Below are 18,544 nucleotides of genomic sequence, written 5' to 3'. Positions count from 1 at the left end.
TTCGTCACGTTACGTGGCGGTTAAGATTGCGGGCATGACCGATCCCGTAGGCGATGCCAAGCGCGTGCTTCGCAAGGAATTACGCTCCCGACGCCGCGCAATGACTGAATCCGAGGGGGTCTCAGCAACTGAGGCGCTCACGACGCACCTGGTCGGCTTGGCCTCCGAACTGGGGGTGTCGTCGATGGCCGCCTACCTCTCGGCGATCAACGAGCCGAACACCCGGCCCTTCCTGAACTGGGCCAACGAGCAGGGCATTCGCGTGCTCTTCCCCATCACCCGGGCCGACGGACTCCTCGACTGGGCCGTCTCGACCGACTTCGAGTCCGAGACGGAGGGGCTGTTCGGTCTGCCCGAGCCCGTCGGCGAGATCCTGAGCCCCATGGCCATCAACGACGTCGACCTCATCATCGTGCCGGCCGCCCAGATCGACCACTCCGGCATGCGGATGGGCTGGGGAAAGGGGTACTTCGACAAGACCCTCGGGTCGATGGCCCGGCGCCCGCCGGTTTATGCTGTGGTGTTCGACTCCGAGTACGTCGAGTCGGTGCCCAGCGAGCGGCACGACCAGCCCGTCGACGGCGTCGTCACCCCCTCGGCCGTCCACCGGTTCTGACCCCCTTCTCTCCCTGAGGACCCTGTGCCCACCTATAGCTACCGCTGCACCGAGTGCGGCAACGCGTTCGACATCCAGCAGTCCTTCTCCGACGACTCCCTGACCGAGTGCCCCGTCTGCGGCGGCAAGCTGCGCAAGATCTTCTCGGCCGTCGGCGTGACGTTCAATGGCTCCGGCTTCTACCGCACCGACTCGCGCGCCAAGCCGGCGGGAGGGTCGGAGTCGTCGGGCTCATCGAACTCGTCGGGCTCATCGAACTCGTCGGGCGGTTCGTCGTCGTCGGGCTCGTCTTCCGAGTCCAAGGGCGCAGGAACGTCCGGCTCCCCCTCGAGCACCCCCGCCGCCCCGGCCTCCAAGCCGTCGGGCTCGGCCTCCTCCTCCGGCGGTTCGACTTCGTCGTCCTGACACCGATACGCTCCTCGTGGTTGAGTCGACGGAGATTCGCGTCCTGATCCCCGACCCGAAGGAGCACCCGTGAAGGGCTTCAAAGAGTTCATCCTGCGCGGCAACGTCATCGACCTGGCCGTCGCCGTGGTCATCGGCGCTGCGTTCACCGCCATCGTCACCTCGCTCGTGACGAACATCTTCAACCCGCTGATCGGCGCGCTCTTCAATGCGTCGATGCTCGACGAGGCCCTCAAGGTCGACATCCCGACCGTCGCCGGCGGAAAGCCGGCGACGCTGATGTTCGGCGCGGTCATCGGCTCGGCGATCAACTTCATCATCATCGCGGCGGTCGTCTACTTCTGCCTCGTCCTGCCGGTCAACTCGCTTCTTAAGCGGGCCTTCGCGAAGCAGCAGCAGGAGGAGGGCAAGCCTCAGGACACCCCGCCGACCGACGTCGAGATCCTCAGCGAGATCCGCGACCTGCTCCGCGCGCAGAACACGTCGCTCAGCGACACGCACGGCACGCACGCCGCCGAGGTGACGCCGCCCACGGCGACCGGCACCACCGGAGTCCCCGGGATGCCGTCGGCATAGCCACGCCCCTTCGCGCCAAATGCCCCGAGGGCCATCTCGCCGCGTCCCCCGTGGGTGCGACCGTCCGCAGGACAGATCTCACGAGCGGCAGGCACTGAGGCCGAGCCCGCGGCGCCAGCCGCCAGGACTACCAGTGGGGAGGCTTGTCCGCCTTCAAGCGCTCGTCGTTGGCCGAGCTGTCGACGCGGCGGTCGGACGGCGCGGGCGTGGGGTCGGTGCCCGGGGCGGGCTGGGTCGTGACTCGGCGGCCGCGCCGGCGGAGGCCGTGGACGGCGGGGGCGGGGAGTTCCTGCGCCCCATCGCCCTCGGCAGGCCTCTCGTCGGGTGACACGGGCTCAGGCGTGGTTGACGTGCCCGCGAGCCGACACGACGGGGACGGGCTGGGCGTGCGTGGCGCCGATGCCGAGGACGTCCGCGATCCGTGTGGCGACCGCGTCGGGATCGGTGAACAGCTGGAAGGCGTGCACGCGCACGTAGTGCCAGCCGAGGCGGCGCAGGATCTCGGGTCGCTCGCGCAGCGACTCGCGGAGGCTCGACTCGACGAGGGTGGAGTCGGTCTCGATGGTGACGCAGACTCCGTCGTTGGCGCAGACGAGGCCGAGCTTGCCACGGTGCCCGAGGGCGACCGGGATGCCCTTGGCCTCGAGGCGGCGGGCCAGGTCGACGAGCATCGGGTCGGAGTCGTCGGGCACGTGCTCGGCCGACGTGCGCACCTGGACCTCGGTCAGGATCTCGGCGAGGGCGACGGTTCCGTGGCCCATGCGCCCGGCGTCGATGTCGCTCGGCTGGAAGCAGGTGACGATGACCATCGACCGGCGGGCCCGCGTCATGGCGACGGCGAGGAGCCGTTCGCCGCCGGGCTGGCCGAGCGAGCCGAAGTCGCTGAGCACGCGGCCGTGCGGGGTGCGGCCGTAGCCGATCGAGAAGATCACGTGGTCGCGGCTCTGGGCGACGCTCTGCTCGAGGGTCGCGATCGTGAACGGCTCGCGGCGCTCTCCGATGACGAACTCCGTCAGGTCTTTGTGACCCGAGATCGCCGACAGCACGGCCTGCTGCACCCGGATGGCGTGCTTGGCGCTGGCGGTGATGACCATGAGCGACTCGGCAGGGCGCGTGCGGGCGTGATCGACGACGAGGGCGACGACGCGGTCGACCTCGGCTTCGACGCTCTCGACGGCTCCGGACTCGGGGTCGGGCACGGCGGTACCGCCGCTGACGTAGTCGAGCGAGATGCTGCCGTGGCCGAGAAAGCTGCCGGCCCAGGGAAGCGACTCGATGCGTCCGCCGTAGAAGCGGCGGTTGACGAGCTCGGCGAGGTCTTCGCCGCCGGCGCGGTAGCTGCGGGTGAGCGACAGCGTGGGCAGCAGGGTCGAGAGGCGGGCGAGCGCCGATTCTTCGTGGAGGCGCTCGAGTCGCGACTCGGCGGTGGCGACGGCGTCGAAGTCGTCGGCCGAGTCGGCGGCGTGCGGCTTGCGCGCCACGGGAGCCTCGTCGACGAACGGCGGGATCGCGATCGAGAAGTCGGAGGGCGTCTCGGTCACCGGGTCGCCGAAGGCCACCGTCTGCCGGCCGCGGCGGATGGCCCCGACGTTCTCGGCCAGGGTCGTGGCTCCGGCGTCGACCAGGATCACCGTGTCGAACGGGACCGTGTCGGCGATGCGGTGCACCTCGTACGGCGACGCCAGCCAGACCGGCGCGACCGAGCGCGCGAGGTGCGGCGCGGCGTCCTGCAGCAGGCGGCTGGTGACGTGGTCGTGTCGCAGGAGCTGCTTGAGCTGGGTGGCCTCCTCGGGCCAGTCGACCAGGCCGAGCTTCCAGTTCTCGGCGAGCTGCCACCCGAGCTGCTGCGCGCTGCCGGCGGCGTGGGCCTCGTCGACCAGACGGAAGTCGGCCTCGAGGCGGTCGAGCATCGCGGTGTTGGCGCCGAGCAGGGCCCGGTCGGCCTCGAGCAGCGACTCGAGGGCGGAGCGCCACCAGGCGAGCTCGAGCTCGGCCGCGACCTGCGTCTCGGGCACGTGGCGGTTGGCGAGGTCGGTGACGAGCGGCGCGAGCTCCAGGTCGCGGAGCGTCGTCATGAGCTCCGTGCGCTCCTGCAGGTTGTTCAGAACGTCGCTGTCGGCGGCGAGCACCTCGAGCTTCTGACGCAGCTCGTCGATGCCGATGGCCTCGAGCAGGTCCTCTCCGGAGAGGCCGAGCGGCTTGTCGAGCTGGGCGAGATTGTCGGCGACGTGCTTGTAGAGCGCGATGGTGTCGGTGACGCCGGTCGGCACCTCGGGCGGCGTGCCCGCGGCGACGTAGCGCTGCCAGAGGATCCGCTGCTGCTGCACCTTCTGGAGGGCCTCGTGGAGGTCGGGCACGTGCATTCCCGGGCGGACGTACTCGCGGGCGAGCTTCTTGAGGCGTCGCCGATCGCCGCCCGACATCCGGTCGGACGACGTGCGGCCGCTGGTCGCCTCGATCAGCTCGGTGACGCTTCGCTCGAAGACCACGGGCAGGAACTTGTCGAGAGTGTCGCGCACGTCGGCCAGCAGTCGCAGGTAGATGCCGAGCTCGTGGATGCTGACGTAGGGCCGCATCCGCGTCGACCCGACGACCTCGTTGGCGCGCTCGAGCAGGTGCGGCACGTCGCGGTGGTAGAGGTTCTTAGCGAGCTGGTGCGCCTGCCCGGCCGTGACTCCGCCGGAGCTGCCGTCGTCGAAGCGCGCGCCGTACCAGGGCGAGTCGCCCGGTCCGTACAGGAACTCGCCGAGGTTCGCCGCACCCACCATGGTCTCGGCGACCCGGCCTCGGCCCTCCACCATCGACTCCACGCTGTGGCGGCTCAGGCGCGCGGTCGTGGCCGGCGCCGCGGGCAGGAGCGCGAGGCGCGCGAGCTCCGTGAGGCAGTCCAGCACCGAGACGCCGAGCACGGGGTCCTGGCGCGAGAGGGCGCCGCGGTAGTCGACGAGCACGCGGCGAAGGCGCACGAGGGCGTCGTCGACCTCGGCCATGCCGGCCTGCTTCGCCTTCTCGTTGCGGCCGATGGCGCGGATCACGTCGCGACGGAGCGTGGCCGGCGACACGGCGACGCCCGGCAGGCCGATCTCGGTGAGGCGCGAGCCGATGCCGCGCAGGGTGGCGCGGCGGGCGCTGACCACGAGCACGCGCTTGTTCTGCGCGACGAGCGTGCCGATGGTGTTGACGATGGTCTGGGTGCCGCCGGTGCCGGGCAGCGTCTTCACGACAACGGAGTTGCCGGCGGTGATCTGCGCGACCACGCTCTCCTGCTCGGGGTCGGCGTCGAGCAGGAGCGTGTCGGTCTCGGGGCTGCGTTCGTCCTGCGGCGTCGGCGAGACGGGGCGGTACGACGAGCGGATCTGCTGCTGCGCGCTCGGGTTGCCGGCGAGCGCGTCGAGCACGGGGTGGCTGAGCTCGCGGGCGTCCTCGACCATGAGGTCGGCGACGGCGGCGAACGACGAGACGACCAGGCGGGGCTGCACGGTGAAGTCGTCGATGTGGGCGGTGAGGCCTCGGAGGCGGTCGATGACCGGGTTCGGCGTGAACGAGCCCTCGCGGTCGGCGAGCGCGACGAACGCTCCGGCGTCGAGCGAGATGCCGAACTGGTCGTGGAGCGCGTCGGCCAGCGCCGGGTTGAGGAACGGCGAGCCGAGCAGCTTGACCTCGAAGTCGCGGCCGGATCGGCGGATCGCGAGCGGACGCAGGAGCAGCGGGGCCCGGTACGACTCCCCCGCGAACACCCACTGCGCGATGCCGATGGCGAGGTGCACCGAGTCGATGCCGCGGACGGTGGAGAGCTCGAGCCCCTTCGCCGCGATCTCGCCGGCGGCGACGCGGGCGGAGCGGAGCGCGAGGTCGTCGCGGATCAGGCTCGACAGGAAGGTCTTCTTGCCGGTGATGAACTGGGCGAGGCCGCCGGGGTGCGTCGTGCTCAGCTCGATGCGGGTGCGCGGGGAGTCGCGGAAGTGGAGGAGCGTGGACTCGCCGCCGACGTCGGCGAGGCGCGACCGCCAGGAGTCCCACGTGGGCTGGGCGACATTGCCGACCGACAGCGTCGGGTCGCCGAGGCTCAGGGTGTGGGGCATCGTGGCAGGACCAGCGGACGGCGCACCGGACTCTTCTCCGTCGCCGCCATCCTGCTCACTGTCAGCACGCCACACACCTCGACCTTAAGGCGTCGCGCTGGGGAATGCCGGGAGGACGGGCGGGTTTCTGCCAGGCCGAGCCCGACGAGTGCCCGACGGTGATCGTTTACATATCGGTTCGTAGGCTAATATGCGCATATAAACCCGACTTCGCCCCGTACATGTAGATGACTTGGAGTCCCGTGCCGTTCGAACAGAAGTACACGCCGGAGACGCGCGAGGCTTCGCTGGCCCGCGTGCTCGAGCGCCGCGAGGCCGAGCCGGGCAACCGCGCGATCATCCGCGAGACCGCCGAGGAGTTCGAGGTCGGCGAGCAGTCGCTCCGCGGCTGGATCCGGGTCCACGAGAAGTTGACGACGCCGGAGCCCGAGGCTGCTCCGGAGGCGGCCGCCGCTGCCGACGAGCCTGCTCCCGAAGCCGTCGCCGCGCCCGAGGCGCCCGTGCGCCGCGGCCGTCCGCCGGCCAGCGCGGCTGCCGACTCCCGGGTGGCCGAGCTCGAGGCCGAGGTCGCCAAGCTCCGCCGCGATCGCGAGACTCTCAAGAGCGCTCTGGCCGTCCTGCTCTCGGAGTAGTTCTGCTCCTTCCGGTGCACCCCCGCCGGCCCTAGGCTGAGGCCAGCCGGCCACGGCGGTCGGTGAGATCGTCCGAGAGGTGCGCCATGGCCAGCAAGTTCGTCCTCACCAGATCCGACTCCGGCGCGTTCCACTTCACCCTCGTGGCCTCCAACGGCGAGGTCATCGCGTCCTCAGAGATGTACTCGACGAAGGGCGGCGCTCAGAACGGCATCGACTCGGTACGCCGGGCGGCCGCCGACGCCATCGTCGACGACCAGACCGGGTCGAACTGAGCGGCTTCTGACCGCTGACTCTCGACGCCGAAGGACGCCTGCGCCACTCGAGCTCCCGCAGCGCTACCGTCGGGGCATGGCGTCGCCCTACGAGATGGTCCTGGGAGCCGAGCTCGGTGCGCTGCACCCGCTGCTGCGGGCGTACTTCGGCGCGATCCCGGACGGGTCCGTCGGGCGCGGCCACGGGGTGTTCGACGCCGTCGGGACGCCGCGGCGGTGGCTGTGGCCCGTGCTGGCGCTGCTCGGCCTCGAGGGCGTCGCCTTCCCGGTCTGGGCGACGGACGTCCCGTTCGACGTCGAGAACCGGCCGATCCGCCTGGCCGACGGCACGATCGGGGTGGCTGCCGTGCGGACGTTCCACCTGCCCGGCCGCACGCGGCGCATGGTCGACGCGATCACGGCCGAGGCGCGTGGGCTCGTCGACCACCTCGGCCCGCACGGCCTGGTGAGTGCCGACCTGGAGGCCGGCGTGCGGGATGGCGCGCTGACGATGCGCAGCGTCGGCGTGGGGGTCGGAGGCGGGCGCGCGCGCCTCGAGTTCCTGCGCCCTCTTGCACCGAGGGTGGTGCTGACCGAGCGCTTCGACGACGACCGCGAGCAGCAGCACGTGTCGATCGTGCTGACGATGCCGATCATCGGAAAGATCTACGAGTACAGCGGGTATTTCGAGTACGCCGTGGTACCGGAAACGTCATAGCAACGGGGGATCTATTTACATGAGCACATATCGAGAACGTATCGTCATCGCGGGCGCTTCGGGCTTCATCGGGCGGCACCTCGCCGAGGTGTACCGCAGCCGCGGCGCCGACGTGAAGCTGATCGGCCGATCCGGTCCGGATGCGCGCTGGGGCGACACGGCGGCCATCACGCGGCTCGTCGACGGCGCCGACCTCGTCGTCAACATGGCCGGCAAGAGCGTCAACTGCCGGTACGACGAGGCGAACCGGAGCGAGATCCTGCGGTCGCGGATCGACACCACCCTCGAGCTCGCTGAGGCGATCCGCGCCGCCGCCACGCCTCCGCCCCTCTGGCTGAACTCGTCGACCGCCACGATCTACCGCCACGCCGAAGACCGCCCCATGACCGAGGCGACCGGAGACATCGGATCAGGCTTCTCGGTGTCGATCGCCACGACCTGGGAGTCCGCGTTCTTCTCGGGCGACCTGCCGGGCACCAGACGCGTCGCCCTGCGCATGGCCATCGTGCTCGGCGACGGCAGCGCGCTCGTGCCCCTGATCAACCTCGCCCGGTTCGGCCTCGGCGGCCCGCAGATCGACGGCCGCTGGCCGGCGTCGGCGGCGCGGACGACGGCCGGCACCTACCACGCGTTCGGCGCGAGCCGGGGCCGCCAGAAGTTCAGCTGGGTTCACATCGACGACGTCGTCGGGAGCATCGACTTCGTTCGCGACCACGCCGACATCGACGGGGTCGTCAACGTGTCGTCGCCGAACCCGAGCGACAACCGCTCGATGATGCGCGATCTCCGCCACGCGCTGGGCGTGCGCCTCGGCCTGCCGGCGACGCGATGGATGCTGGAACTCGGGTCTGCCGCGATCCGCACCGAGGTGGAGCTCGTGCTGAAGAGCCGGTGGGTCGTCCCGGAGAGGCTTCAGCAGGCCGGGTACCGGTTCGAGTACCCGTACCTCGACGTGGCGCTCAAGGCGATCGTCGCGGAGCGGGGGGCGGCTTCGTAGGGGTCGCGGGTCGCGCGCCGGGCCCCGAGTCGCGAGGTGGCCCTCGCCGTCGGGTCCGAGCCGCCGGCGCGACGCCCAGGGCCATCTCGTGGAGTCGGGGCGGTGCGGGCGCGCGCGGCACCTCTCGCGAGGTGGCCCGCGCCGTCGGGTCCGAGCCGCCGCCGCGACGCCCTGGGCCATCTCGCCGCGGGCCCGCCCGCGGCTCACACCCCGACGGGCTCCGGCATCGCCAGCTCACGCTGCACCGACAGGGCGAGCTCGCGCAGCAGCACGAGGTCGACGCTGTCGGCGGTGCGCGGGTTCGGGTCGGTGACGCACAGGGCGCCGATGCGGACGCCGTCGGGAGTCTCGACGGGGTGCCCCGCGTAGAAGCGCACGGCCGGGTGCGTGACGAAGCGGTCGTCATGCCAGACATCGGGCACCACGAACGGCACGCCGCTGGTGATGGTCACGGCGCACATGGCCCCGCGGAGCGGGACCTCGGTCATGCCGACGCCCGAGTACGACTTGTTGAAGAGGCGGTCCTCGTCGACGATCGAGAACGCCGCTCCGGCCGTTCCGAGCAGGATGCGGGCGCGCTCGGTGATGTCGTCGAAGCGCTTCTCGGGCGGGGTGTCGAGGATTCCGAGCGAGCGGATCGCGGCGAGGCGCAGGTCGTCGCTCTGCGGCTGGTTGCGGTTGCCGCGAGCCGTGCGGCCTCGCACGACGTGCTGGTCGAGGAGCGGCGCGAGCAGGTCGGCGTGCGCGGCGGCCCACAGCCGGAACCCGGCTGCGGCACGACTGCCGGCCCCGGTGCCCTGCGCAGGCCCGTCGAACACGGGCAGCTCGGGCGGCACCACGAAGTGGATGCGCTCGCGCTCCTCGCACAGGTGGCGCGACACGCGGTCGAGCTGCGCGGCGTGACGATCGACGATGCCGCCCTCCCTGACGCTGAAGGCGGGGATGGAGCTGGGGCGGTGGACTCCGACGACGAGAATCTCGGCGTTCTCGTGCGCGTGCGCCTGGATCGTGTCGAGCAGCTCGGCGAGGCCGCGCTTCCAACGGGTCGGCGACATCAGGCGGAGGGCGTCGCTCACGCCGAGGATCACGACGATCGCATCGTAGATTCCGAGGCGCTCGGTGGGGAGGGCCGACGCCGCCGACTCGATGGTGAGCTTCGGGTCGGCGACCGCGTCGACGTCGACGCCGCGGCCGGTGTGCGCCGAGATCTTCCGCGCGAGCTGGCCGGGCAGCGCGAGGTCGTGGCTGCGGACGCCCCAGCCGACGGCGGCGCCGTTGCCGAAGACGAGGATGCGGTCGGGGTCGATTCCGGGGGCGTGCGCGCGAGGCGCATCGTCGGGTCGCGGCATGGAGAGGCGTCCGCCGACGGCGCCGTAGCGGCTGCGGAGGAACGGGAGGACCGCGTGATGAAGGATCGACTGCACGGTTCACACTGTCCTCGCCACGACAGGTGTCGATCAATCCCCACTAGGGGAGTCCGCACATGTGCGGACCCGGCCCCGCCCCACCGCGCCGCACCAGGCGAAAGTGAGCCGCGTGTTGCGACCGGGGCCGAGCGGCGCTGACGGCTACCGTCGGGGCGTGACCACCACCGAGGCGCACCGCGAGCACGCGCACGGCACCCGCGCGGGCGGCGGGCGGCTGCTGGTGGCGGGGGTGGGCGCGATCGTCGTCATCGCGCTGGCGCGGATCGGGACGGCGACGCTTCCGGCCGGGATCCTGCCCGACCGCCTGCAGGACTTCGTGACGCTGACGGTGAGCGTCGTCGTGGAGTCGATGCCGTTCGTCGTGCTCGGGATCCTGCTGTCGATCGTCGTCCAGGTGTGGCTGCCGGCGGGGTTCTTCGCCGCGTGGCTGCCCCGCAACCCGGTGGCGCGTCGGGCAGTCGTGTCGCTGCTGGGCGTGCTCCTGCCGGTGTGCGAGTGCGGCAACGTGCCGCTGGCGAGGGGGCTGGTCGCCAAGGGGTTCTCGGTGTCCGATTCGATGACCTTCTTGATCGCGGCTCCGATCGTCAACCCGATCACCATCGTGACGACGTACCAGGCGTTCGGCTGGAGCGACGGGATCCTGGTGTCGCGCATCGTCGGCGGCTTCCTGGTCGCGAACCTGCTCGGCTGGCTGTACTCGAAGCACCGCGACCAGGACGCCCTGCTGACGACGGCGTTCGCGCGCGAGTGCCGGATGCCCGCCGGGAGCCACGACGGCCACTCGCACTCGCGGGTGGGGTCGTCGGCGGGGCTGTTCCGGCGCGAGATGACGACCATGCTGCCGGCGCTCCTCGTCGGCGCGGCGGTAGCCGGAGGCGTGCAGACCCTGGTGCCTCGCAGCGTCCTCCTGACCCTCGGATCGAATCCGGTGTGGTCGATCCTGGCGATGATGGCGCTCGCGTTCGTCATCTCGATCTGCTCGAACGTCGACGCCTTCTTCGTGCTGCCGTTCGCCTCGACCTTCCTGCCGGGCTCGATCGTCGCCTTCCTGGTGTTCGGGCCGATCGTCGACATCAAGATGCTGACACTGCTGCGCACCACCTACCGCCCGGCGGTGCTGGCGCAGATCGGCGTGGTCGTGGGGCTCGTGGCAGCGGTGCTCGGCCTGGTGGTGAACCAGATTGCGTAGCCGCAGGAACTGGCCCGGCCTCGCCCTCACCCTCGTGATCGGCACTGCGACCCTGTGGCTCGCCGCCACCGGTCAGCTCGTCCTCTACATCCACCCGCGCTACGTCGTCTTCACCGTCGTCATGACGCTCTGCGGCATGGGGCTCGCCCTCGTGGCGCTGGCCCGCGGCGGCGACTCCGACGAGCCCGACGAGCACGCCGCAGCCGACGGCGGCGGGGCCGGCGCCGCCGACCTCCCGAGATCCCGCCGCCCCTCCCCCGTCGCACTCGGCGCCGCCCTCGTCGTCGCCCTCATCGCCGTCGCCCTCGTGGTCCTGCCGCCCGCCGTCCTGAGCAGCGCCACCGCCTCCACCCGCGGCCTGGGCGCCGCCGTCACGACGACCGGGAGCATCCGCACCGACGGCGCCACGGCGAAGTACACCGTGCTCGACTGGGCGTCGAAGCTCCGCGCCTCGACCGACATCGGGTCGTACGAGAACGAGAGCGTCGACGTCACCGGATTCGTGAGCCCGTCGCCCGACGATCCCGACGACACCTTCTACGTGACCCGCTTCGTCATCACCTGCTGCGCCGTCGACGCGCAGCCGGTCGGCGTGCCCGTGTACGCGCCGGGCTGGAAGGACTCCCTCGAGGCCAACCAGTGGGTGCGCATCCAGGGGGCGTTCGCCACGAACCCGAGCGCCGCGTCGTCGGCCACGATCGCGCTCGTCCCGCGCGCCGTCTCGAAGATCGACCAGCCGCATGATCCGTACCTCTACTGAGCCGCGCACCGACGAGGCTCCGTCGAACCGCTCGTTCGTGCGGACCTTCGCGGTCACGATCGCCGTGCTCGCCCTGCTCTGCGCGGGCCTCGTCGCCGTCGCGCACAGCCAGGGGCCGAGGCTGAGCGAGACGATCGTCGACGGCCGGGCCGTCACGCTGCGGGCCGACCAGCAGGCACGGGTCTTCCTCGACGAGTCGGTCGCGACGGTGAGGGCGGAGCAGGTGGCCGTGTCGCCGGCGGCCCGCTTCGCCGTGACCACGCAGGGCACGGTGGTGGCCGTGCAGTTCCTGCACCGGTTGGACTACGACACCCGGTACCGGGTGACGATCCGCGGCGTCACGAGCGTGTTCGGCTCGCGCGCGGCGACGATCTCGACGGAGTTCACGACCGGCAGGGCTCAGGTGCTGACACTCGACCGGAATCCGGCGGGGCAGGATCGCATCGTCCGTGCCTCCGTGAACGCCGTCGGCCGCTCGGTCGTCTACCAGGCGCGGCGGATCCAGGCGTACGCGCCGATCGGCTCCGACCTGGTCGTCGTCTCAGACGACCGCCGCACGTCGCGGATCACCGTCGTCTCGAGCGACGGGACGACCGAAGACCTCCTGCTGCCCGGCCCGGGGCTGGTCACCGGATTCGCGCTCGACGCGCCCACGGGAGTGCTCGTGTTCCGGTTCACGGCGCGGGGCACAGCGACGAAGCTGTACACCATCTCGCTCACAGGAGTCCACACGTCGGCGCCCTACGCGGGCTCGACGCTGCCCGCGGACGACGCGAGCCAGGGCGCCGCGCCGAGCCTGGCGGCCGACTCGCGCTCCGTCGTCGTGAGCGGGCGGACCGTCTACACGGCCACGAAGGGCGCCCGGCTGTCGCAGCTCGGGTCGTCGCCGAACGGGCAGTTCGTCACCGTCGTCAGCGCCCCCGCGAGCGCCGCCTCCGACCGCTCCACGATCGATCCGGCGCCGGTGGGAGCGACCACCCTCGTCGTCGACCGCTCGTCGGGCGCCGTCGTGGCGAGCTTCGCCGGGTCGAGCCTGCGCTGGGGCTGACGCGCCCGCTGGCGGCTGCAGGCTGCCGGCTGCCGGCTGCCTGCTGCCTGCTGCCGGCTGCCGGATGCCGCTAGGCCCGTCGAATCGGCTCGGCCCCGCCCCCTTTCTGGCGGGTTCGAGCCGCTAAAAAGGGCGCAGGAACTCGAGGCGGTCACCGCCCTCAGATTGTCTAGCAATCTGCTAGATTGCCTGGCAATGGACAGAGACGTATCGATCGCGCGCGTACCGGCCTCGGTGGCCGAGTCGCTGCGCTCCGACGTGCTCGCCGTGCGCATCCGACCCGGCGACGCCGTGACCGAGGCGTCCGTCGCGAGCCGGTTCGACGTCTCGCGGCCCACGGCGAGGCTGGCCATCGACCAGCTCGTGAACGCGGGCCTGCTGCGGCGCGAGGCCAACCGCGGCGCGCGCGTGCCGGCACTGAGCCGCGCCGACATCGTCGACCTGTACGACAACCGCGCGCTCGTGGAGGGCGCCGCCCTTCGGGCGCTCGCCGAGGGTGGGGCAGTTCCTGCCGATGCGGTCTTCCACAACCGCGCCCTCGCGGACGCTCCTGACGAGGCGCCGTTCGCCGCCGACGACATCGCCTTTCATCGGGCGCTCGTCACGGGACAGTCGAGCCCGCGACTGAGCCGCATGCACGAGAGCCTCATGGGCGAGATCGAGCTCTGCATCGGGCAGGTCGCCGCGAACTCCCTCTGGCGCCCGGCCGACATCGCGGCCCAGCACGCCCGGGTGCTCGACGCCGTCGTGGCCGGCGACCCCGAGCTCGCCTCCCGCCTCGTGCGCGAGCACATCCTCACCTCGCGCGATCGCCTCATCGATCACGTCGACCGCACCCGCTGACACCACCCACACCCTGGAGGCACCGCAATGACGCAGCGACAAGTTCCGAAGCCCAAAGAGCTCCTCGAGTACATGCAGTTCAAGAAGCCCGACCTCGACTTCAAGCGCAGCCGCCTGCAGTCGGCTCTGACGATCGCCGACCTCCGCACGATCGCGAAGCGCCGCACCCCGAAGGCGGCGTTCGACTACACCGACGGATCGGCCGAGGGCGAGATCTCGATCAGCCGCGCCCGGCAGGCGTTCGAAGACGTGGAGTTCCACCCGCAGGTGCTCCGCGACGTCGCCGACGTCGACACCACGACGACCACCTTCGGCGCCGCCTCCGCGCTGCCGTTCGGCATCGCCCCGACGGGCTTCACCCGCCTGATGCAGACCGAGGGCGAGACCGCCGGGGCCGGGGCTGCGGGTGCCGCGGGCATCCCCTTCACCCTGTCGACCCTCGGCACGACCTCGATCGAGAACGTCAGGGCCGCCAACCCGACCGGCACCAACTGGTTCCAGCTCTACGTGATGCGCCAGCGCGAGATCTCGTACGGCCTGGTCGAGCGCGCCGCCGCCTCCGGCTTCGGCACCCTCTTCTTCACCGTCGACACTCCCGTGGCCGGTGCCCGCCTCCGCGACAAGCGCAACGGCTTCTCAATCCCACCCCAGCTCACGCCCGGGACCGTCCTGAACGCGATCCCCCGCCCGTGGTGGTGGTTCGACTTCCTGACCACGCCCAAGCTGGAGTTCGCCTCGCTCGCCTCCACCGGCGGCACCGTCGGCGAGCTGCTCGACTCGGCGATGGACCCCACGATCGACTTCGACGACCTCACGATCATCCGCGACATGTGGCCGGGCAAGCTCGCGATCAAGGGCGTGCAGAGCGTGGAGGACGCGAAGAAGTTCGCCGACTTCGGGGTCGACGGCATCGTGCTGTCCAACCACGGCGGGCGTCAGCTCGACCGCGCGCCGATCCCGTTCCACCTGCTGCCCGAGGTCGTGAAGGAGGTCGGGAGCGACGTCGAGGTCGTCGTCGACACCGGCATCATGAACGGCGCCGACATCGTGGCGTCGATCGCGCTCGGCGCCAGCTTCACCCTCGTCGGGCGCGCCTACCTCTACGGGCTCATGGCCGGCGGCCGCGCCGGGGTCGACCGCATGATCGCGATCCTCTCCGACGAGATCCGCCGCACGATGAAGCTGCTCGGGGCGCACTCGCTCGAAGAGCTCACGCCCGCGCACGTGACGCAGCTCGAGCGGCTGGCGCCCCGCGCGCGCAGCTGAGCGGCGGCGCTGCGGGCGGGCGGCGGCGCCGCCGCCGCCGGCCGCACCGCCGCCACCCGTGCTGCTCGCCGGAGACGACGGGGCGGGCAGGCCGGGCGGGCGGCCGGCGGCCGGGCCGGCGGCCGGCGGCCGAGCGGGCCGGCGGCCGGCGGCGGGGCAGGCCGGGCGGCGCTAGGCGCGACGCGCGGCGGACGGCTCGTACCGCACCGGCGGGAACGCCTGCCGCACGAGGTCACGCAGCGCCTCCAACGACGACCCTGCCGGCACCAGCCCGGCAGCCAGCGCCTGCACCAGCACGTTGCCGATAGCGGTGGCCTCGACGGGCCCGGCGAGCACCGTGCGTCCGGTGCGGTCGGCGGTCAGCCGACAGAGCAGCTCGTTCTGCGAGCCGCCGCCCACGACGTGCACCGTCGTGATGGTGCGCCCCGAGAGCCGTTCCGCCTCGTCGAGCGTCGCCGCATACGCCGCCGCCAGCGACTCGAGGATGCTGCGGACCACCTCGGCGCGCGTGGTCGGCGCCGCGATGCCGTGCTCCTCGCACCAGCCGCGGATCCGCGCCGGCATGTCGCCGGGCGCGGTGAAGCGGTCGTCCGACGCGTCGAACACGGCGACCGGCCCGCTGACCTCGGCCGCGGCGGCGAGGAGCGACGCGAGGTCGCTCGACCGCGTGGCGTCCGTGCCCGCGGCGGCATCCCAGGTGCGCATCGACTCGCTCAGCAGCCAGAGCCCCGAGATGTTCTTCAAGAAGCGGATCCGCCCGAAGGCGCCGCCCTCGTTCGTGAAGTTCGCGGCACGCGCGGCTTCCGTGATGACGGGCCGCTCGAGCTCCAGCCCGACGAGCGACCAGGTGCCGCTCGAGATGTAGGCCGCGTGCTCGTCGGCGAGCGGCACCCCGACGACCGCCGAGGCGGTGTCGTGCGAGCCGACGGCTGTGACCGGGATCTGCCGGCCGCCTGCGATCGACGCCGCGAGCTCCGGCGTGAGGGCGCCGATCGCCGTGCCCGGGTCGACCAGCGGCGCGAACAGCGATGTCGGCAGCCCCAGCGTGTCGAACAGCCCGGCATCCCACTCGCCGGTCGCGGCGGCGAGGAGCCCCGTCGTCGACGCGTTGGTGCGCTCGGTCACGTCGACGCCGGTCAGCCAGTGCCCGATCAGGTCGGGCACCAGCAGCACCCGATCGGCGAGCGGCAGCACCCCTGCCTCCCGGTCTGCTGCCAGCTGGAAGACCGTGTTGAACGGAAGGTGCGCGAGGCCCGTCCGCCGGTACAGCTCGTCGGCCGGCACGGCCCGGTGCACCGCCGCGACGCCCGCTTCCGAGCGCGCGTCGCGGTAGTGGTACGGCACACCCAGCAGGCGTCCCTCGCGCTGCAGGCCGTAGTCGACCGCCCACGAGTCCACCCCGATGGAGGCGAGCGCAGGAACTCCGGCCACCGCCTTCGCGAGCCCCTCCTCGATGGCCGCCCACAGCCCGAGCACATCCCAGTGGAGCGACGCCGCGCCGGGGCCTTCGGTGAGGCGCACCGGGCGGTTGGGGAAGCGCGCGACGTGCTGCAGCCGCAGCCCGTGCGCCCCGATGTGCCCGAGGATGGCCCGGCCGCTGGTCGCACCGAGGTCGACCGCGGCCACCGAGCCGCCCGAGGGGGTCGTCATCCCCGACCGCGTCGTCATCTCAGGAAGGCTGCGGCCACCCCGGCGTCGACCGGGATGTGCAGGCCGGTCGTGTGCGACAGGTCGCCGGCGGTGAGCACGAACACGGCGTTGGCGACGTGCTCGGGCAGGACCTCGCGCTTCAGCAGGGTGCGCTGCGCGTAGTAGGCGCCGAGCTCCTCTTCGGGCACGCCGTAGACCGCTGCGCGCTTGGCGCCCCAGCCGCCGGCGAAGATGCCCGAGCCGCGGACGACGCCGTCGGGGTTGATGCCGTTGACCTTGACCCCGTACTCGCCGAGCTCGGCCGCGAGCAGGCGCACCTGATGCGCCTGGTCGGCCTTCGTCGCGGAGTACGCGATGTTGTTCGGGCCGGCGAACACCGAGTTCTTCGACGAGATGTAGATGATGTCGCCGCCGAGCTCCTGGTCGATCAGCACCTTCGCCGCCGCCCGGGAGACGAGGAACGACCCCTTCGCCATCACGTCGTGCTGGAGGTCCCAGTCGGCGACCGTCGTCTCGAGCAGCGACTTCGACAGCGAGAGGCCGGCGTTGTTGACGACGAGGTCGAGGCCGCCGAAGGCCAGGAGGACTTCCTGGATGCCGGCCGCGATGTCGTGCTCGGAGGTCACGTTCGCCTGGACTCCGATCGCGACGTCGGTCGATCCGAGCTCGGCGGCCGCGGCCTGGGCCTTGGCGAGGTCGAGGTCGGCGATGACGACGCAGGCGCCCTCCTCGGCCAGTCGGGTCGCGATCGCCTTGCCGATGCCGGACGCCGCGCCGGTGACCAGCGCGATACGGGTGGCCAGCGGCTTGCGCGCCGGGCGGCGGTGCAGCTTCGCCTCTTCCAGAGCCCAGTACTCGATCCGGAACTTCTCGGACTCGTCGATCGGGGCGTACGTCGAGATCGCCTCGGCTCCGCGCATCACGTTGATCGCGTTGAGGTAGAACTCCCCCGCGACGCGGGCGGTCTGCTTGTCGGCGCCGTACGAGAACATCCCGACGCCCGGGATCAGGACGATCGCAGGATCCTGCCCGCGGATCGCCGGCGACTCCGGCGTCGCGTGACGGTCGTAGTAGGCCTGGTAGTCGGCGCGGTACTCGGCGTGCAGCTCCTTCAGGCGCGCGATCGACTCGTCGACCGTCGCGGACGCCGGGAGGTCGAGCACGAGCGGCTTGACCTTGGTGCGGAGGAAGTGGTCGGGGCACGACGTGCCGAGGGCGGCGAGACGCGGGTGCTCCGACGAGCGCAGGAACTCGAGCACCTCGGGAGCATCGGTGAAGTGGCCGACCTGCGGGTGGTCGGTGGAGACGAGACCGCGGAGGGCCGGCGCGAGGGCGGCCGCACGGGTTCGGCGGAGTTCCTGCGCCAGATCGGCGTAGCCGTCGAGCTCCGGGCCGAACGGCTCGGTGCGTCCGTGCTCGGCGATGTAGGCGGCGGCGGTCTCGATGATCCAGAGCGAGTTCGCCTCGGCCTCGTCGGAGGTGTCGGCCCAGGCCGTGATGCCGTGGCCGCCGAGGATCGTGCCGATCGCCTGCGGGTTGGCCTCCTTGATCGCGGCGATGTCTTCGCCGAGCTGCCACCCCGGCCGACGCCACGGCACCCAGACGACCCGGTCGCCGAAGATCTGCTTCGTGAGCGCCTCGCCGTCGGCGGAGGTCGCGATGGCGATCCCCGAGTCGGGGTGGAGGTGGTCGACGTGCGCCGCGTCGACCAGGCCGTGCATGGCCGTGTCGATAGACGGCGCCGCGCCGCCCTTGCCGTGGAGGGCGTAGTCGAAGGCGGCGACCATGTCGTCTTCGGAGTCCACGCCTCGATAGACGGAGCGGAGCGAGCGCAGCCGGTCGAGCCGGAGCACCGCCAGGCCCTTCTCGGTGAGGGTGCCGAGGTCGCCGCCCGAGCCCTTCACCCAGAGCAGCTCGACCGGCTCGCCCGTGACCGGGTCGACGGCCGTGCCCTTGGCAGAGGTGTTGCCGCCGGCGTAGTTGGTGTTCGCCGGGTCGGAGCCCAGGCGGTTGGAGCGCCCGATCAGGTCGGCGGCGGTCGTGGTGGTGCCCGTCGTACTGTCGGGTGTGGTCGTCGTCAT

Annotated in this window: 17 protein-coding genes; 12 read left to right on the top strand and 5 right to left on the bottom strand. The window is 71.7% G+C overall.

All coding sequences use genetic code 11. The annotated features are described in order from the left end of the window. The first annotated feature begins 34 nt into the window (after nucleotides 1–34). The 3 genes from AC3CBB_RS00710 to mscL all read left to right on the top strand — a co-directional run bounded on the left by AC3CBB_RS00710 (nucleotide 35) and on the right by mscL (nucleotide 1,597). Nucleotides 35–616, top strand: coding sequence for a 5-formyltetrahydrofolate cyclo-ligase (locus AC3CBB_RS00710; RefSeq protein WP_488625605.1), 582 nt, complete (start codon nucleotides 35–37; stop codon nucleotides 614–616). A 24-nt stretch (nucleotides 617–640) separates the two neighbouring features. Next, the gene (locus AC3CBB_RS00705; RefSeq protein WP_488625604.1) at nucleotides 641–1,021 is read left to right on the top strand and encodes an FmdB family zinc ribbon protein; all 381 of its coding nucleotides are present in this window, start codon (nucleotides 641–643) and stop codon (nucleotides 1,019–1,021) included. A gap of 69 nt (nucleotides 1,022–1,090) precedes the next feature. Then, nucleotides 1,091–1,597, top strand: a complete 507-nt coding sequence (gene mscL / locus AC3CBB_RS00700; protein WP_123506363.1) for a large conductance mechanosensitive channel protein MscL — start codon at nucleotides 1,091–1,093, stop codon at nucleotides 1,595–1,597. Nucleotides 1,598–1,724: 127 nt separating this feature from the next. Here the strand turns inward: mscL and AC3CBB_RS00695 are convergent, their stop codons facing one another. Together AC3CBB_RS00695 and AC3CBB_RS00690 are read right to left on the bottom strand one after the other, a co-directional pair. Beyond that, the gene (locus AC3CBB_RS00695) at nucleotides 1,725–1,928 is read right to left on the bottom strand and encodes a hypothetical protein (RefSeq protein WP_488625603.1); all 204 of its coding nucleotides are present in this window, start codon (nucleotides 1,926–1,928) and stop codon (nucleotides 1,725–1,727) included. A gap of 4 nt (nucleotides 1,929–1,932) precedes the next feature. Next, on the bottom strand, nucleotides 1,933–5,754 hold the full coding sequence (locus AC3CBB_RS00690; RefSeq protein WP_488625602.1) for an AAA family ATPase: 3,822 nt from the start codon (nucleotides 5,752–5,754) through the stop codon (nucleotides 1,933–1,935). 167 nt (nucleotides 5,755–5,921) lie between these two features. On the opposite strand from AC3CBB_RS00690, the gene AC3CBB_RS00685 reads away from it, so the two are divergent. From AC3CBB_RS00685 to AC3CBB_RS00670, 4 genes are all read left to right on the top strand, one after another. Further along, the gene (locus AC3CBB_RS00685; protein WP_199738263.1) at nucleotides 5,922–6,311 is read left to right on the top strand and encodes a hypothetical protein; all 390 of its coding nucleotides are present in this window, start codon (nucleotides 5,922–5,924) and stop codon (nucleotides 6,309–6,311) included. 86 nt (nucleotides 6,312–6,397) lie between these two features. Next, nucleotides 6,398–6,586 (top strand): YegP family protein, encoded by a 189-nt coding sequence (locus AC3CBB_RS00680; RefSeq protein WP_123506366.1) that lies wholly within the window; start codon nucleotides 6,398–6,400, stop codon nucleotides 6,584–6,586. A 76-nt stretch (nucleotides 6,587–6,662) separates the two neighbouring features. Continuing rightward, nucleotides 6,663–7,283 carry a DUF4166 domain-containing protein gene (locus AC3CBB_RS00675; protein WP_488625601.1) on the top strand — a complete coding sequence of 207 codons (621 nt, stop codon included), beginning with the start codon at nucleotides 6,663–6,665 and terminating at the stop codon, nucleotides 7,281–7,283. Nucleotides 7,284–7,302: 19 nt separating this feature from the next. Next, nucleotides 7,303–8,280: an epimerase gene (locus AC3CBB_RS00670; RefSeq protein ID WP_488625600.1), complete on the top strand. Its 978-nt coding sequence runs from the start codon at nucleotides 7,303–7,305 to the stop codon at nucleotides 8,278–8,280. A gap of 203 nt (nucleotides 8,281–8,483) precedes the next feature. On the opposite strand, the gene AC3CBB_RS00665 is transcribed toward AC3CBB_RS00670, so the two are convergent. Further along, nucleotides 8,484–9,704, bottom strand: coding sequence for a GAF domain-containing protein (locus AC3CBB_RS00665; protein ID WP_488625599.1), 1,221 nt, complete (start codon nucleotides 9,702–9,704; stop codon nucleotides 8,484–8,486). A 157-nt stretch (nucleotides 9,705–9,861) separates the two neighbouring features. On the opposite strand from AC3CBB_RS00665, the gene AC3CBB_RS00660 reads away from it, so the two are divergent. The 5 genes from AC3CBB_RS00660 (at nucleotide 9,862) to AC3CBB_RS00640 (ending at nucleotide 14,813) form a co-directional block, all read left to right on the top strand. Further along, nucleotides 9,862–10,896, top strand: coding sequence for a permease (locus AC3CBB_RS00660; protein ID WP_488625598.1), 1,035 nt, complete (start codon nucleotides 9,862–9,864; stop codon nucleotides 10,894–10,896). Next, nucleotides 10,889–11,656 carry a TIGR03943 family putative permease subunit gene (locus AC3CBB_RS00655; protein WP_488625597.1) on the top strand — a complete coding sequence of 256 codons (768 nt, stop codon included), beginning with the start codon at nucleotides 10,889–10,891 and terminating at the stop codon, nucleotides 11,654–11,656. Before AC3CBB_RS00660 ends, AC3CBB_RS00655 begins: the two co-directional genes overlap by 8 nt. Beyond that, nucleotides 11,637–12,704: a hypothetical protein gene (locus AC3CBB_RS00650; protein ID WP_488625596.1), complete on the top strand. Its 1,068-nt coding sequence runs from the start codon at nucleotides 11,637–11,639 to the stop codon at nucleotides 12,702–12,704. Before AC3CBB_RS00655 ends, AC3CBB_RS00650 begins: the two co-directional genes overlap by 20 nt. Nucleotides 12,705–12,899: 195 nt before the next feature. Further along, nucleotides 12,900–13,547 (top strand): GntR family transcriptional regulator, encoded by a 648-nt coding sequence (locus AC3CBB_RS00645; RefSeq protein ID WP_488625595.1) that lies wholly within the window; start codon nucleotides 12,900–12,902, stop codon nucleotides 13,545–13,547. A 27-nt stretch (nucleotides 13,548–13,574) separates the two neighbouring features. Next, nucleotides 13,575–14,813, top strand: a complete 1,239-nt coding sequence (locus AC3CBB_RS00640) for an alpha-hydroxy acid oxidase (RefSeq protein ID WP_488625594.1) — start codon at nucleotides 13,575–13,577, stop codon at nucleotides 14,811–14,813. Between the two features lie 171 nt (nucleotides 14,814–14,984). Here AC3CBB_RS00640 and AC3CBB_RS00635 read toward each other — a convergent pair whose 3' ends face one another. Beyond that, nucleotides 14,985–16,463 carry a rhamnulokinase gene (locus AC3CBB_RS00635; protein ID WP_488625593.1) on the bottom strand — a complete coding sequence of 493 codons (1,479 nt, stop codon included), beginning with the start codon at nucleotides 16,461–16,463 and terminating at the stop codon, nucleotides 14,985–14,987. A gap of 14 nt (nucleotides 16,464–16,477) precedes the next feature. Beyond that, nucleotides 16,478–18,544 carry a bifunctional aldolase/short-chain dehydrogenase gene (locus tag AC3CBB_RS00630; protein ID WP_488625592.1) on the bottom strand — a complete coding sequence of 689 codons (2,067 nt, stop codon included), beginning with the start codon at nucleotides 18,542–18,544 and terminating at the stop codon, nucleotides 16,478–16,480.

It is taken from the genome of Frondihabitans sp. OV104 (assembly GCF_057787745.1).
Note: the sequence above shows the minus strand (reverse complement) of the source record. Positions and strands in the feature narration are given on the sequence as shown.